Annotated in this window: 5 protein-coding genes; 1 reads left to right on the top strand and 4 read right to left on the bottom strand. The window is 64.9% G+C overall.

The annotated features are described in order from the left end of the window. Positions 1–4: 4 nt before the first annotated feature. From GGD40_RS00155 to gspF, 3 genes are all read right to left on the bottom strand, one after another. Positions 5–754, bottom strand: a complete 750-nt coding sequence (locus GGD40_RS00155) for a TonB C-terminal domain-containing protein (RefSeq protein WP_179742419.1) — start codon at positions 752–754, stop codon at positions 5–7. 174 nt (positions 755–928) lie between these two features. Then, a complete protein-coding gene (gene gspH / locus GGD40_RS00150; protein ID WP_257030295.1) occupies positions 929–1,453 on the bottom strand; it encodes a type II secretion system minor pseudopilin GspH in 525 nt (174 codons plus the stop codon). Between the two features lie 9 nt (positions 1,454–1,462). Beyond that, a complete protein-coding gene (gspF, locus tag GGD40_RS00145; RefSeq protein ID WP_179703964.1) occupies positions 1,463–2,680 on the bottom strand; it encodes a type II secretion system inner membrane protein GspF in 1,218 nt (405 codons plus the stop codon). A 355-nt stretch (positions 2,681–3,035) separates the two neighbouring features. Here gspF and GGD40_RS00140 point away from each other — a divergent pair, with 355 nt between their 5' ends. Next, complete coding sequence (locus GGD40_RS00140) at positions 3,036–4,367, top strand: substrate-binding domain-containing protein (protein WP_179742417.1); 1,332 nt, start codon at positions 3,036–3,038, stop codon at positions 4,365–4,367. Positions 4,368–4,467: 100 nt separating this feature from the next. On the opposite strand, the gene GGD40_RS00135 is transcribed toward GGD40_RS00140, so the two are convergent. Then, positions 4,468–17,271 carry a filamentous haemagglutinin family protein gene (locus GGD40_RS00135; protein ID WP_179742416.1) on the bottom strand — a complete coding sequence of 4,268 codons (12,804 nt, stop codon included), beginning with the start codon at positions 17,269–17,271 and terminating at the stop codon, positions 4,468–4,470. Positions 17,272–17,279: the final 8 nt, after the last annotated feature.

Genomic DNA, 17,279 nt, shown 5'->3' with positions numbered 1-17,279 from the left:
GCGCCTAGTTCCGACCGTCTGTTGTTGTCGTCGGGCAATGCAGATGCACACCGTTGCCGGTGGGCCGCAGCAGAATCGTGACGGGCTCGGGCAAGCTGCCCGGCGGCGGCGAATCGAGCCTCAGCGAGCGCAGCGCGCGCACGACGGCCGCGTCACGCGAAGCCTGACCACTTGAAGCGACCATATTCACCGCCACCACTGCCCCCTTATCGTCGATACGCAACTGTGCCGCCAGCCGGTAGCCGCCCGGCATGGCCGCTGGCAGCGCGCACAAGACCTGGGTCATCCGCGCCTGCAACTGCGCGGCGTACGCTTGCGCGTCGGCGTCGTCACCGAGTCCGTCGACCGGCAACGCCGGGTTCGCCGGCGCCTCCGCCACGACGGGCGACGCTTCGGGCGCAGCGGGCTGCGCGACGATGATCGCCTCGTCCGTGCCGGTGAACTCGGCCTTCAATCCGGTTCCCGCGAGCACCCTCTCAAGTGCTTCGCGCGGTAAGTAATCGCCCTGGACCGGCGCGCTCGCACGACCGTCGAGCAGCGGCGCGGGCGCCAGCACGATCAGCTCGGTGGTCCGTGCGAACGCCTGCAAGGCCTGCGCGAGCGGCTGGGCGGGCAGCTCGAAACGCGCCGCGCGGCCGGTCGGACGGCTGGCCTCTCCCGCGTCCTGGGCCTTGGCGCAACGCATGACGAACGCCAGCAACAGCAGACATGCAGTCAACGCCAGGACACCGGTCGGCGCCCGTGAACGTGTCATCTATCAATGCCGGAAATGTTTTGCACAGGATTTCGGCGCAGCGGCCCAGAGCCGCCCCGAAGCAAGCGAACATCGCATCGTAGGGAATCACTGTGACACTTAGGTGAATCCGCATAAGGGTGCGGTTTGGATCGACGTTCTATGCGTGCGGGTCCGGATCCGGACCCGGCGAGTTCAGGGGCGTCGCACGACGAAGTTGCCGATGCCCGTGCCGACTACGAGTAATCGCACGCCCTCCGAAGACAGCGTGATCGTCACCGGTACGCCGATGCTTTCGTCGCCGAACACGACGCGCGATACCGGCTCGTTGCTGCCGGTGTAGCGGACCGTCACGCCGGTCACCTCGGTCGACCAGCGATGCGGGCTGAACAGGTCGTCCGCGACGGGCTTCCACGCGCCGTCTTCGGTACGCCGATAGAACTTGTAGCCGCCGGCGATGGGTTGCCACGCCATCGGCGACGAGCGGACCTGCGCTTCGTCGCCGGCGGATTCGAGCAGGCTCGCGAGGCGCTGCGCCTCTTCGGCGAGATCGGTGCGGCGGTTACGCGAAGGCGCCAGCGCGACGACCGCGACAAGCAGGCCGACGATCAACAGCACCACCATCATTTCGAGCAGCGTGAAGCCGCGCTGCGCGTGACGATTCGGGCGCGTGAGGCGCTTGGCGAGAGGTCGCTCGGCGTGCTCAGCTTCGTTCCGCATTCGCATCGCTCACTGCACCATGTTGTTCAACTCGATGATCGGCATCATCACCGCCAGCACGATCACCAGCACGACACCGCCCATTGCCAGAATCAGCAGCGGTTCGAGCAGGCTGGTCAGAAACATCGTGCGCCTTTCGAGTTCGCGCGACTCGCCGTCGGACGCGCGGTCGAGCATCGTGGTCACGTCGCCGGTCGCTTCGCCTGAGCGGATCAGATGCACCAGCACCGGCGGAAACGTCTTCGTATTGCCGAGCGCGCGCGACAGCGACGTGCCTTCGCGCACGCGCACGATCGCATCCTGGATATTGGCAAGCATCGCGCGATTGCTGAGTGTTTCGCCTGCCGCCTGCAACGCTCGCAGAATCGGCACGCCGGCTGCCGTGAGAATGCCCAGCGTGCTGGCGAAACGCACCGTGTTGTAGCCGCGCACGATCCGTCCTGCGAGCGGCGCGGTGAGCAGCCACCGGTCGAACGACAAACGCGGCCCTGGCCGCGCGAGCACACCGCGTACGATCCACACGAGCACGCCGACCGCGATAAGCGTTGCCCACCACCAATGCCGCACATAGTCCGACAACGCTAGCATCGCCACCGTCAGAAACGGCAGCGCCTGCTTCGTGCTGGTGAACACGTTTGCCACTTGCGGCACCACGTAGCTCAGCAGGAACGTAACGATGCCGAACGCGATGAACGTGACGACGGCCGGATAGGTAAACGCGAGCAGGATCTTCTGCTTGAGCGCATTGCTTTGCTCGATGTAGTCCGCGAGACGCGACAGCACGATGCCGAGCTTGCCGGTATGTTCACCCGCCGCGACCAGCGCGCGATAGATGTCCGGAAAATCACGCGGATGCTGCTCCAGTGCATTCGCAAACGAATGCCCGCCGATGACTTCGCCGCGAATCGACGCCATCAGTTCGCGGATGTAATCGCGTTCGGCCTGTTCGCTGAGTACCGAGAGCGTTTCGTTGAGCGGCAGCCCCGCGATCAACAGACTCGCCAGTTGCCGCGTGAGGATGGCCTGCTCGCGCTGCGACAGCTTGCGCCCCGCGCCGAGCCGCCGGCTGCGCTCGCCTTGCAGCCGCGACGTGGCCAGCTCGACGACCAGCGGCGTGAGTCCCAGACCGCGCAACTGGGTGCGCCCGGCGCGCGCGCTGTCCGCTTCGAGCACGCCCTTCAACGTCTTGCCCGCCAGGTTGATGGCCTCATAGCGAAATGCCGACATGACACTTTCCTCCGGTTACGCGCAGCACTTCATCAAGCGATCTTCAAGCGATGGTCCGGCAAAGACTAAGCAGCGAACGGGATCAGAATTATGACGAATGGTGGGCTAACATTTTTTGCGTTTCTGTTATTGCGGCGGTGTGGGTGTTTTTAGATTTTTCGCCCATAAAGTGCCTATACGTCCTCGCTTCATACAAGTATTGGTTTCCATCAAGGATGGCCGAAATGTTCCGTACCATTCGTTATTAAAAATTCACGAGATAAGCACGACGTTCATCCTAAAGTAGCTGCGCGGTCAACGACATAGTCCGGCCGTATCGGCAGCCCCTCTCTTTTTCTTCGTGCAAGGAAATCTCATGAAATCCAGCAAGCGCAAGATCTGTCAAATTCTGGCTCTCGTCCTGTCGGGCGTGGGTGCATCGGCTGCAATGGCGGTTCCCGTTGTTCAAGGCGGCGGTTCGTCGCTCGTGGCACCGACGATCGGTGCAATTGGCGTGGCCAACACCGAAATCGGTCTGTTCGGCACCACTGAAGGTTCGTTCACGTATTACTCGGTCGGCTCGGGCGCCGGTCAGAACGCATTCCTCGGCAATCAGCCGACGTTCCTCGGCACGGGCGTGACGGGCACCGTCGACTTCGCCAACAGCGACGCAGCACTGAGCACCGCGCAGATCACGAGCTACAAGAGCAGCACCGTCGGCACGGCTAGCGGCCCGCTGATCCAGATTCCGTACATCGTCACGCCGATCACGATTCCGCTGATCAACGCACCCGCTGTGACGAGCACCGCGACGCCGCAAACGACGCCGGGCCAGGCACACAGCATCGCGCTGAACGACAACGACCTGTGCGGTATTTTCTCGGGCAAGATCGCGGACTGGAATGCGGTTATCAATCCCGAAACCGGCGCGGCATACAGCACCGCCAGCAGCCCGATCAAGGTCGTCTACCGTGCTGACAGCAGCGGCACGAGCGAACTGCTGACGCGCCACCTGGCCGCCGTCTGCACGACCGCCAACACGGCAACCGGTGTGACGTTCGTCGACTCGCTGACGTTCGCCAACACGTCCGCTTTCCCGAGCGGCGTGCCGGCAAACTTCGTTTCCGCAACGGGTAGCGGCGGCGTGAAGACCGCGTTGCTGGCCATCCAGAGCTCGTCGGGTTCGCCGGCTGCAGTCGCTTACCTGAGCCCGGACTACACGAACACGTTCCTCGCACCGTCGAGCTCGTCGGCTTCGTCGCAGCTTCAGGTCGCCAGCCTCTACAACTCGAAGAACAGCACGTACTACGCACCGACGTCGGCCAACGCGACGACGGCGCTGGGTACGGTAACGCCGCCCGCCAACAAGCTCGCCGCATCCAACGCGGCAAACTGGGTACCGATCGCCGGCAACGCCGCTTACACGCTGCTCGCCAACCCGGCTTCGGGCTATCCGGTGTCGGGCACGAGCCAGATCATTCTGAGCCAGTGCTATGCCGATCCGGCAGTCAAGACGGCCGTGCACGACTTCCTGAACGATCACTTCACGAACACCACGTTCGCGGCAGTGGTTCGTGGCAACGGCTTCGATACGGTTCCGTCCGGCTATCAGACGGCAATCTCGAACGATTTCCTGAGCAACGCGGCGGGCTGGAACCTCGACATCGGCAACACGAGCGTTTGCACGGGCTCGGTTACGGGTCGTTAAGTTCGGCTCGCAGTCTGAATAACGCGGAAGTACTTTAAAACCGCGTCCCCGGGAAACCGGGGACGCGGTTTTTTTATGCCGCGGATCGCGACGCCGCTCTCTATATTTTGCCCAGCCGCTGCCGCTCCTGCGCGCTGAGCACGGCTTGCTGAGTCGGCCCCACCTGCCCGAAACCCACGATCGACACCGCGCTGGACGAGTCGTACCCAACCTGCTCCCGCTTGCGCTTCCTGCCGTCGTCCGTTGCGTCGCCGAAGCCTTCCACCTGGACGGAGATCGTCCAGCGCCGCTGGCCGACGCCCGACGCATTGTTCTTCACGAGGTCCTGCGCCAACTGGCTCGCCGCCGACGCCGCCGAACTCGCGGCGGTCAGCGCGCCCGTATTCACGGCCTGCCCAACCGGCACGCCCAGCGACGTCCCTTGCACCTGAATGTTGTCGGCGTTCGCCACATGCAACGCCGCCACGTTCAGGTTGCCCGACACGCGAATGCCCGCGTCGCCGGCATCCACCGTGCCGCGCGGCGCAATCAGATTCGCGTTGCCCGTCGGCGAACCCGGCACCGACTGCAAGGTCGCGATCCCGGCGCCTGTCACTTCGCCGCGCGCATCGACCGTGCAGTAATGGTTGGCGTCGCACACGTATTGCGGCGCAGGCGTATCGGCGGACGACTTCGCGCCCTTGCCCGCGTTGATGTCGCCGTTCGAACTCCAGATCGTCAGGTCGCCGCCCTGCTCGGTAAAGATACGGCTCTGCGCGAGCAGCACACTCTGGTCGGTGAAGATGTTGATGTTGCCCTGCTCGAGCGTCAGAATGCCCATCGAACCGGGACCCGCTATGACCTTGCCGTGACTGTCGACAATCTCGGGAGGCGCCGTCGTACTGCCTACCAGCGCCTGACCGCCGGGACCGAGAATGGAGACATTGCCGCCCTGCTGCGTCTGAATGGTCGTGCTGCGAATGTCGAGGTTGCCGGTGCTGACCGTCTTGTTCGCGCCGTTGCCGCCACCGGCCAGGTTGTTCGCCGTGTAGCCGAACGACGCCGGGAACAGCGTGTTGAGGGCCTCGTAGCCGCGCGCGTATTTCTGGTAGTAGGGGCTGGCGGGGTTGTTGTAGTCGGTGCCGACCTGGGTCAACACACTGAACAGCACCTGCTCGGCGAAAAGCTGCTGCACGTACGACGGCAACGCCTGAAACTGCTTCCATGCCGCGCCCGCGGACAGCATGCCTAAGTTCTTCCGCGCAGCATCCTTGTCGACCTGCAGACCCGTATCGACGCCAAGGCCTGCATCGTACTGCTGCATGAACGCGATCAGCGCCGGCGTCGTGCTGGACACCCCGGCGACCGAACTGCCAGGGGCGATATAGGTCGAGACGAAAGTCGACAGGTCGACACCGGGTCCCACGCCGAACAGCACGCTGATGTCGGCGCTCTCGTGCGGCAGGTTGGGATTGTTCGCGTTGCCGACCGCGTTGATACCGGTGACGACCTGACCATTTAAAGCTGCAGCCGCATACAGTTGCGCCTGACTCGTGAGCGGACCCATATTCCGCCCGGCTTCGACATCGAAGGTGCCGGGACCGCCTAGCACCAGTGCGGGCGCCGCACCGTTGCCAGTCGTTGGAATCGGCGTATCGAAGATGTCGCGCCCCGCCACGATACGCGTGACGTCCGAGCTGCGTAGATTCTGGCCGTAGAACGCGAGGTTTACGATGTCCTGGCCTGCCTGAATCAGCGTCGGCTTGTCGGTCGAGATGTTAATAAGTTGCTCGTAGAAACCTGCGGTGGCGCCCGTCGTACCGGGAATGCCATTCACGATGCTGCCGTTCAGGCTATAGATCCGTGCAGGCGTGGTGTCGTCCGCGTGCAATGCATTTGCGGCATGCGCAGCCAGCGTCGTCTCGGTAACCAGCGGTACGTTGAGATAGGGGTTCTTCGGCGAGGGCATCGATGCCGGATCGACGTCCAGCATGCCGAACACAGCGGCCGCTCCCGTCGAGTTCGCTACCTGGACGCCCGAAATCGAGATGGTTTGATCCGCGAGCAGATTCAGATTCCCGGTGGCTGACGGGTAGAGTTCGCCACTGGACGCCAGCTGGATACCGCCGGTAAACGCGGTCAGGTTCAACGTTGCAGGCAACACGAACGACATGTCGTTCTGACCAGAGATTGTGTTGGCAGGTGCACCGGCTCCGATAAACGCGAGACTGGGCACGGTCCCGATCGCCACATCTCCGGTTGTCGAGGTCACGCTGACTTGCGACGTGGCCGAATATCCTTGCGCGTCCGCGTGCAGCTTATAAGCGTTCAACAACGCCGAGCTTTGCATATAAGAAGGATCCACGATCTGACCAATGTCCGCGCCCAGACGCGCGCTCACGTTCAGGACGCCATCCTGCAATGCCAGCAAAGTCGAAACCGCGACGGGCGACGCCCCCAGGATTCCGGATGAACCGCTGGAATCCGCGGCAATCTGACCGCCTGCGCTAATCGCACCGGCGCCCTTCGCGACAAAATAGGCGCCGCTTAGAATATCGGCCCCCGCTTTCACCGTCAGATTGCCGCCACCCACCGTATTGACCGTTGGATTGTCGGTATTGGCGTTGGTCAGCCACCAGGTTGTCGGTAGCGATGCCGACAGGTCGATCACGCTGCCCCCGGCCTTCACCGCGATGTTTCCGCCCACGCTCATTACGCCCTGATCGAACGCACCGAAATTGATCGAGGTCTGAACGATCTGCGTAGCCGGGTTAGTCGCGCCTACCGTGCCGAGCGGGTTGCCGACCTCCATCCATTGCCACCAGAACTGACTGAGGTTGGCGCCGACCGTACCCGTAACGGCTCCGGTCGTATCCGTCAGATTCTCCGCACCGACAATATTGCCCTGCGCATGGAGCGTGATGTCGCCGGCGGAATCCGGATTGACGGTCGGCGTAACAAAGATGTCCTGGTTCCCCGCTCCCGCGTGAACGATCGAGATCGTGGAGCCTTCCGTCGGCGCGCCGGCCGCCAGCGCACCCGCCGTGTAGATGACGCCGGGTACGAGCAATGCAGGCGGGCTGTTCGTCGATGTCGAAGCCGATCCCGATGTCGTGTCGTACAGCGCGATGTTGCCCGCGGCGGCGACGTCGATCGCGCCGATCCCGGTGCGTATCATCGTCGGAGCGAGCACCCGTTGATTGTTGCTGTCGAGATAGCTCGTATAACCGTCGAAGACGACGCTGCCCGTATTCGGCGAGTTGCCGAGCTGCGACGTGAGGCGCACGGCAAGCGGATCCGAACTGGCGGCATTGGCGCCCGCCACCACGCGGAACGAACTGCTGGCGCCTCCCGCCAGCGACGCCGATAACAGCGGAAGCGGATTATCCGCGGCAGCGGTCGGCGACGGCGTGTTGTCGGACACGCCAGGAACATTGATCGTCGACGTCGCGACGACAGCGACAGGTTGTATATCCGGCGCCTGGACCGTATCCGCATGGGGAGGCGTTCTTGAATGCTGTACATCGAAATTCACTAGCGCTAAAAGGTAAGCCTGATATTGATTCAGATAGATCAGGTAAGAAGCAGGATTGGTAGCCTGCTCCGACGCCGATGGCGCTGTTGGAGCGAGCGGTTGGCCCGACTGCAGCGAATTACCTCTGTATCGGCTGACGACGTCGGCCGCGTCACTACGCGGATCCATGGGGACTACCGCGATAAGTGTGGTTGCCGGCGCCGTCAGATAGTCCGCGTAAGCGGAGTACAGCGCGTAGTATTCCGCGATCTCATCAGCGGTTCCCCCCGTCGGGTGTCCGGGACCGAAGGCCAGTCCGGTCATCGCCCAATAGCTCAACCCATATCCGTACTGGGCAATGGCGCCCGACGGTGCCGAAAAAATTGAATGCGACGCGCCATAGGTCGACAGCGGCGGCACCGCAATCGTGCCGCCACCGCCGAGCGGATTGGCGATCTGGAAAAACCCGTCCGACAGACTCGCCTTCACCTTGACGCGATTTTCCGCGCGCAGCGTGATGACCGGCGCCTGGCCGTCGAACCGATACGCCAGATCTGTCTCCGACTTACCGGCGCCCAGATTCCAGTCCGACAGCACCTGGATATCGCCGTGATTGATGGACGGACTCGGGTTGTCCAGTTCGATGCCCGGCACGATGCTGCTATTGGTGACGCCGGCCGCGATCAACGGATTCGTCAACGTATCCAGTCCGTGCTGCACGAAGCCCATCAGCGTACCCGCCGTGGCAGTCGCCGCGTCGCCCTTCTGGTACCCATAGAAAGTCTGATGGTCCGTGTTCGGGCCGGTCGTCGAGAAATACATGCTCGACAGGCCGCCGAAGCCGATCGCCGTGTCGCCGTTGCGCAATTGCGCCTGGGTGAGCGCCGTCGACACGCCCGTCGTACCGTTCGTCACCGTGCCGCCGCCGTCGCCATTCGCGTCGGGCGTAAAGCTGAACGTCGTGCCGCCCGTGCCTTGCGCGGTGAACGTGCCCGCGACCAGATGGCCCAGGCTGTTGTACCAGCCTGCCGGATCGATCACGCCGTCGAAGTGCTGAACGCCCGTCGTCGCGTCGGTGGTGCTCCATACCGCGTACGCTTCGAGCGTCGTCGCGCGGGAACCCACGATCCCTTTGCCCGCATTGAAGCCGCCGGCTGGCAGTGTCAGATTGACCGTCCCATCCGACAGCAACGGCGCGCGGAAGCTGACCGTGCCATTCGACAGCCCGCCGGCCGTGCCGCCCGACACGTCGATCAGTGCGCCGCTGCCGAGCCTGATCACACCGGCTCGCGTCGGGTCGATATTCTCGTAGCCGTACGTGGCGTTATACGGGTTCGCGTGGTTCGGATCGAACACGCCGTTCGTGCCGATCACCACCTTGCCGCCACGCTGGTTCGGATCGGTGCCGCGCGCGAGCAGCGTGCCCTCGAGATCGACACCGCTATGGCCGTACAGATCGATCTCGCCGCCGGCTTTGCCCGATGCGTCGATCGTACCGAGTATGTTCACATTGCCGTTTGCCGCATCGGTCGCGTTGCCCGCGCCGCCGTCGGCCGTCAGCGCAACCGAATTGGACGTCAACGTGTGCCCGGCCGCCAACGTCAGATTGCCCGAGTTCGTCCGGATCGAGATGGCGTTGTTGACACCGCTCGACGCGAGCGTCGCCGCGAGCGCATCCAGGTCCACCGCGCCGCCCGTATTCAGCGACAGCGAGCCACCCGCGTAACCGCTCGACGCGCCGCCCTTGATCGTGCCGCTCAGATTCACCGACTGCTGCGGCGCAGCCAGCGTCAACGTACCCGCCGCACCGCCGCCCGACGCGCCCGAGAAGTCCAGCGTCGAACCCGCCTGCACGTCGACCGTGCCCGTGTCGGCGGTCAGCGTGAGGTTGCCCGCCGGCGCATAGGCAGCGACATCGAAAAACTGTTTCGCCACGCCGGCAGCGCTCACCGTCGAGCCCGTGCCGATCGTCAGGTTGCCGCTCGTCGCTTCGAGGCTGACGTTGCCCGCGGGCGCCGAGATCGTCGCGCCGTTATCCGTCAGCGTTCCGCCGATCAGGTTCCACGCGCCGCCAACGGCCGTGCGCGTCAACGCCGTACCCGCCACATTATTCAGCGTCAGCGCGCCGGTCGTCTTCAGCGTCGAGGCGGAGCTCGTATCCGCCAGATACACCGGCGCATTGAGCGTGACCGGCAACGCGCCGAAATCGAACGTGCCGGTGTTCTGCCCGACGATGCCAGCCTGCGCATTCATCGTCACCGCGCCGAAGCCGTTGACGATCTTGTCGCCCGTGCCGAAGTCGATTTCCTTCGCGTTGACGGTGAGCGTGCCGCTGCCCGGCGTCGCGGCCGACGTTGGCGCACCCGCCTCGTTCGTGAACGCGATCTGCTGGCCGTGGAGCACGACGTTGCCGCCGTCGCTCGCGAACGTGCCCGCGCTCAGGTCCACGCTGTTGCCGAACGTCGCGTTGACATTGCCGACGAAATTGATCGCGCCCGCGCTGCGCAAGATCACCTGCTGCGCGTTCGCGAGCTGCGCGAGTCCGGCTGGATCGAGCACGAAACCCGGCAGGTTCGCGGCCGCCGCGCCGCCCTCGTTCGTGAACGTGATCGCCGAGCCATCCACCGTGATGGCTTTCGCCGACAGCGTCGCGCTCGGGTCGACCTTGAGGTTGCCCGACGAATCGAGCGTCAGCGCCTGGCCACCCGTGAGCGTCGCGTTTGCGCCGACCGTCAGCAAGCCGGTGCCGGTCGCGCCGGTGCGCGTCACCGTCGTCATTGCGCCGTTCGAGACGCGTAAAAGCGAACCATCGCCCGCGACTGCGATCGGCTGATCTTTCGCGGCCGGATAGCTGCCGGTCGCGGTGATCGCGCCGCCTGCATCGACGCGCAGGCCGTTGGCCGCATTCGGATCAGTAGCCGTCGGGTCCGTTTTCGTGACCAGCAGAATTTCCGGGCCGCTCAGTGCGCTGCCCGCATTGTTCGAGACCACCACGCTATCGGCGATCGGGTTGATCGTGATGCCGCTGGTCGTCGCGGTGCGCGTGCCGCCGATCAGCAGGCTGCCCGCGTTCAGCGAGTCGAGATCGGTCGCGCTGATCTGTAGATAACCGGACAAGGCGGGACTGCCGTTGCCGGTGATCTGAATGTCCTGCGACGCAATGTCGACTTCGGCCGGCGCGCCGCCTTGTCCGGGCGCCGTATTGAGCGTCGCGCCGAGCTTCAGCGCGCGCGTGGCGGCCAGCGCCAGTTGACCGCCGTCGACCGGTAGCGGCGGCGTGACGTTGCCTTTGCCGGCCGCTAGCGTCGGGAAAAAGGTGTTGGCGCTCGTCAGCGTGTATTGCGAGTACTGCTGCCACACCGGTCCCGACTGCACGTCGAAGAGCGTCGGCGTCGCGCTGCGGCTCCCAGTGACGGCATTGCCGAAGTAGCCCGCGGTCATCACCGTGCCGTCGGCGAGCACGTTGCTGGAGCCTGGGGTCACGTTGCCGGTGGTGCTCGCCATCGTGACCCGATAGGCGCCAGGCACCGTCGCGTATTTCCCCGGCAACAACGTGTAATAACCCGGCGACAACCCCGGTACCCCGGACAGATAGACCGACTGGCCGATCGCACTGCCCATGCCGGCCTGACCGATACCGAGACTCGCCGTGCTGGTGCCCACGGTGCCGTTCCCATTGGTGGACGGCTGCAGCGTTTGCGCGAAGGTCGGGTCGTAAGCGGACACGGGTGACTGCGCGCCCGGCAGGATCGCGTACACGTTCGACGCGCCTACGTTGACGGGCACCGCCACGCCGGTCGGATTGCTCGCGTAGCTGACGTTGTATTGCGACAGCACGTCGCGCGTGCCACCTGTGCCCGGAATCCATTCGGCGGCCTGAAGATCGCCACCGCCCGACAGGTCGATCGTCGCGCCCTTGTTCAGCGCGACGCTGCTGCCGTTCACGCCGATAAACTTCGACGGCGGCGCATTCAGATCGGGCGCCGTGTTGCCGGCTATCGGGTTGAACTGCCATTCCGACCCGTCGACTGTCGCGCCATAAGGAATCACCGCGTTGTCGTTCGATACCGACGTCACGCTGCCGTTGGCGAACGTCACCGAGTCGGTCGCGACGAGCGTCTTGCTGTTGAACTGGGTTTGCGTTGCGACATGGGTGGGGTCGCCCACGCCGAACACCAGCGTGCCCGACGGCGCGCGCACCGTGCCGCCCTGCACGATGTTCGACGCATCCACCAGCAACGTGCCGCCCGCCGACAACGGCACGCCCGACGTGCCGTTCGAGGCAAACGTGACGGTAGTCGGCGCCGGTTTGCCCGTGCTCGGGTCCGTGGGTCCGATCGCATCGACAATGAACGTGCTGGCGGTCGACGGATACAGATCCGCCGCCTTGAACGTCAGGTTGCCGGGCGTGTAGAGCTCGCCTGCCAGGAGCCCCACGCTGCCCGTCCGCGCGACGTTGGTCGAACTCAGGCGGATGTCGCCGCTGCTCGTGAAGTTCGCCTGACCGAAGTTGTTCAGCTGGAACTGGTTCTCCAGATCGATGAACGACGCGTTCACGTTCAGCGTGCCGTCCGATAGCGTCGCAACCGGGGTGAATGCTGGCGGATTGTTCGTGAGCTTCGGGCCGACCAGTGCGACGTAGGGCGCATCGATGGTCACCGTGGTGCCGAGCGGGTTCTGCGGCGCCTCGCCGAGCAGCGTCGTCAGCAACGGCGTGGGGTGCAGATTGTTCTTTGTCGGTTGAACAGCGGGCGTCGACAGCAGCGTGGACAACTGGTCCATGCCAATCGCCGCGATCCGCCCCGCGTTCACCGTGACCGAACCCGGCAGCGTCAGGTTGACGTCGCCGGCAAACGCGACCGTGACCGGCGCGCCGTCATTCGCGGCACCCAGCACCAGATTCGCAATCCCCGATCCGTTCAGACGGTCGGCGGCGAACTGGATCACCCCGTTTGGCTGCCCGAGCGCCTGCCCGGTGGTCGGATCGATGGCCGCGGCAAAACCCTGTCCCGGCGCGAGGCCTTGCGGCACGAATTGCCCGTCCTGGCGCACGATCAGCGCGGTCGCGCCGATCAGCGATCCCGTCGTGCCATTGCCCATATACACACTGGCCGAGGCATTCTGCTCCGGCAGGATCGTCAGCGTGCCACCAGCGGCCTGAGCGGCGCCTGGCCTGGCGTTGAGCGTACCGTCGAAGAACAGCCCGCTGGATGCCCCGAACGTAATCGAGCCGGCATTGCTCCACACCGACTGCGACGCGTACGTGCCGTTCGCCTGCAACTGGTCGAAGCGGGCCGATGTGCCCGACACGTCGATCTTCGAACCGGTCTGCGCCACCACGTAGCCGGAGTCGTCGGAGATTGTCACGCTACCGCCTGCGAGCACGCGGCCCGTGTTCGGCGTCAGCGTCGTCAAGCCGTTTTTTACGGGTGAGGCCAGCGGGTTGGTCAACGCGACGCCGGAGACATCGAGCACCGCGTTGGATCCCAACCAGACGGATTGGGTCGGGCTCGTGAACGAAGAAGTGCCCGTGTATTGTCCCGGCAGTGCAAAGTTGCCCGAGGTCGAATCGCCGCTCAGCGTGATCGAGCCGCCCGGCGCGATCAGCGAGCCGAGCACCGTCACCTGCGCGGGTGAGCCGAGCCCGATGCTCGCGCCGGCATCGCCGACAATCGCCCCCCCTTGTCCCACGCTCACGCCGCCCGTCACGCCGGGGTAAACCGGCACCTGGGGGGCGCCCGATGAATCGAGACGGCTCCAGGCCGTATAACCGCCCGCGGTCATCGTGAGGTTCGTCGCCTGCCGGTGGTACGCATCGAGCGTGCCGGCAGACGTCAGCCCCGCGGCCGACAGATCGGCGCCGCTGATGGCGCGCTGCAATGCGACCGCGTCCGGGATCAGATTCTGCTGGGTCAACCGGACCATGGCGCCCGGCGCCACGGTCGCGTCGTAGAAAGCGTTCAGCACGTAATTGCCGAACCCCTGGGTGGCAAAAAAATCGGTCGGCAGCACCAGGTCCCAGCCCGGCGCTTGCGCCGGATCGCCGCCGATCTGGAACCCCAGCGCCTGCAGCGTCAAGGTGCCGCCGCCCGCAAAACCGGCACTCCGGATGGTGCCGTCCATCTGGATTTGCCCCGCCACCGGCTGATTCGTGGGAAGGGCGAAACCGCCATCCGTCACGTCGCCGAACGGATGACCGTTCGCGCCATAGGTGAGCAGGGACAGACTGCCGCCTTTGCCGGCTGCGATCCCATTACTCATCAGCAACGTGCCGTTGGCCTGCATCTCTGCGCCGCCGGACACGTCGAGCACGCTACCAGGCTGCAGAAGGATCGAGCCGGTCCTGTCGGTCACGGTGCCGTTGGCGGTCGTGCTGTAACTGGTCGTGGACAGCGCGATACTGCCGCCGTTGATGAACTGGCTATTGCCCGGCGTCGTGCCCGGCGCGGCCTGCACGTCGTTGTTCACCCACTGGCCGGCCACACTGATCAGCGCATCGGGCCCGACCGTGATGTTGCTGCCGGTGGAGATCGATACCGTGCCCGACGGCACGATCAACTGACCCGACACCGTCGCGCTGCCGGCACTCCCCCCATTGAGCTTCAGGGAACCGCCCGCCTGCAGCGTCAACTTCGTTCCCTCGGACACCAGAAAACCTTTGCCGTTGGTTTTGTCGCCCGTGAGATCGACGTTCGCGAAGCCCCCTGCATTCAGCATATCGACCGGCACCACGATGGTCGCGAGCACGTTGTTCGGATCGGTCGCCGACAGCGCATTGAGCGCCGTCGGATTCAGCAGCGTGTCGTATGAAAACCCCGGCGCCAGATCGTCCAGCTTCGGCGCGGCGTTCTGCAGGATCACCAGGTTGAATTCGCCCGAGGGCTGGCCACCATTGCCGCTCTGCGTCAGGTTGATGATCGCGCCCGCGCTCGGTAACTTCGGGTCGACCCCGAGATTGAATGCGCCACCCGTCGGCAGATCGTTACCCTGGGTCTGCTTCGAACCGCCGAACGCCTGCGCGGTGATATCGCCGTCGAGCACCATCGACTGCGACGCGAAAAGGTCCAGCGCACCGGCGTTCCCACCGACGATGAATGCCGGTTGATAAGCCCCCCCAGTCTGCAACGGGTTGTACCAGGTTTTCGTCACGCCCCAGCGCGGGTGGCTTTCGGTGAACTGGCCGGCAATCCCCACGAACGTATCGAACGGACTCGCCTGACCGATCGGCACGATCGCGCCGTTCGCGTCGACGAGACGCGTGGTGTTGACCATACCGCCGTCGTAGTGAACGTAGCCGCCGTTCAGGTTCAGCGACGAACCCGCTGCCGTCATCACCTCGTTGCCCGATAGCGTGATGGTGCCGCCGTTGGTCAGCAACTGGTCGACCGTGCGCGACATGCCGTTCACGTAGCCGGACAGATTCAGGATCGGACTGCCGACCCACTGCAGGCCGTCGCTGCGCGTGCCCATGAGTGTGCTGTCGACCACCACGCCCTTCTGACCGAACAGGAAGCCGTCGCGCAGCAGCGGCGAGTCGGCCAGCTCGTTCTGGCCGATCCGGTCGATGGTGAGCAGGATGCTGGAGATGGGCAGCTCGACGTTGGCCAGACCGGAGACGTCGATCGTCGCGCCGCTGTCCAGATAGATGCGGCCCGGCACCGCGGATTGCCCCACCGGTGTGGCGTAACCGCTCGCCGACTGGGTCAGCGCGTTGACGGACACCTTCGAGCCTGGCGCCTCGATCAGCGAGCCGCCCTGAAACCAGACCGAGCCCGCCGTCATGGTGATGCCGCCGGGGGTGAAAATCGTGCCCGGCGTCGAGGTTGCCGTCTGGCCGCCGTTATCGGGCAGCACGGCGGTCACCGAATCCGGGCCGAAGCTCAGCAGGCCCGCGCGATGCACGGCGTCCCCACCGCCCGTCCCGCCCGTGACCGGCGACGTGCCGCCATAGCCCTGAGCCGATGGATTGTTCGAGCTGTACTCGTCGGCCGTCGAGATAGCGATCGTGCCCGGCGTGTTGACGCTCGTCGTCACACCGACCACGCCGTTCTGCGCGACGCTGCTGCCGAGCAGGTTCACCGTACCGCGCGAGGCCTGGACGATACCCGTATTGGTCAACGTCCCCGCGGGGGTCATGTCGATCGCCGTGCCATTCTGCACGGTGACGATCTGCCCGCTCAGTTCGGGCAACAACACCTGAGGATTGGCTGGCACGCCTGTGTTCGGTTTGACGCTCACACCGACGCCCGCGGCGAGCACCACCTGGCCTGCCGTCGCCGTAATGCTGCCGCCGTTGCTCACGTTGGGTGCGGCAACCAGCACGAAACCGCCGTCGCTAACGGTACCGTTGACATGGGTGGCGATCGACGCGCCCGGCTGGATCGCGATATCGCCCGGCGCCTGGTAAGGTCCATTCGCCGTCGCCTGGTTGCCCAGACCCAGAATCTCATTCGGCACATTGTTGCCGCCCTGCACGCCGTTCGACGTTCCCGACTCCGGAAACGCCAGCCCCCCCGAGGTCCCCATGGGCAAGCTCAGGAACAGCCGGTTGCTCGCCACGATGCCGGCCGCGCTCTGCCCTAACTCGTTCTTCGTATCGAGCAGATTGAGCGACGACGCCACCAGCGCATGCACATTCACCTGCGACCCCGCGCCGAACAGAATCCCGTTGCGGTTGATCACATACACCGCACCCTGCGCGTTGATGTTGCCGAGAATCTGACTCGGCGCGCCGCTCGGATCGACGATGCGGTTGAACACCGCCCAATTGTTCGCGCCGTTTGTCTGCGTGCCGCCCGACTGATCGAAGTTGAGCGTGGTCTGTTTGCCGACGTTCATCGTCTGCCAGGTCAGCACCGCGTTCTGGCCGGTCTGCGTCACGTTCACGTTGACGTGACCGCTGCTGTCGACGGTTTGCTGCGGCCCGTTCGCGTTGATCCATAGCAGCGGATTGGTCGTATCCGTGTTCTGACTGATCAGCGCGCCTTTACCGTTGTTCACGAAGGTGATGCCCGGCGCCACCTGCAAGCCGCCAGGCGCCAACCCGTTCGGCACGTTCGACACCGTCGCCGCGGCGGCAGCCGCTGCCGCGCTTTGCGCGGCGATCTGCGCCGCGATCGCCTGCGCCGCATGGCCGAGATTGCGAATCGACGGCTGGCTCGCCTGTAACGCTTGCTGCGGCGACACGCCGAGATTCGGCACGCCCGCGCCGCCGTAGCCGCCCGCGCCGCCCGCCGCGTTACGCGCGGTCGCCTGCCCCAGATTGACGATGCCGGCGGCGTGCGCCTGGGTCGTGAATCCCGCCGCCAGGATCAGCGCGACGGCGCGGCGCAGCGGCCGCACGTCGGCGATAAGGACAGTCTGCGAACGATACTGGTGTTGTTGTCTTGCTGCGCGCGCGCGTGCTGCCATTCTCCACC

Origin of the sequence: Paraburkholderia bryophila, assembly GCF_013409255.1 — a bacterium.
GTDB lineage: Bacteria > Pseudomonadota > Gammaproteobacteria > Burkholderiales > Burkholderiaceae > Paraburkholderia.
This window is presented reverse-complemented; position numbering and strand designations above follow the sequence as displayed.

Excerpts from the sequence above, each read along its gene's own strand:
- GGD40_RS00155 (WP_179742419.1), bottom strand. The coding sequence starts at position 754 with ATGACACGTTCACGGGCGCCGACCGGTGTCCTGGCGTTGACTGCATGT.
- gspF (WP_179703964.1), bottom strand. The coding sequence starts at position 2,680 with ATGTCGGCATTTCGCTATGAGGCCATCAACCTGGCGGGCAAGACGTTG.
- GGD40_RS00140 (WP_179742417.1), top strand. The coding sequence starts at position 3,036 with ATGAAATCCAGCAAGCGCAAGATCTGTCAAATTCTGGCTCTCGTCCTG.
- GGD40_RS00135 (WP_179742416.1), bottom strand. The coding sequence starts at position 17,271 with ATGGCAGCACGCGCGCGCGCAGCAAGACAACAACACCAGTATCGTTCG.
- gspH (WP_257030295.1), bottom strand. The coding sequence starts at position 1,453 with ATGCGGAACGAAGCTGAGCACGCCGAGCGACCTCTCGCCAAGCGCCTC.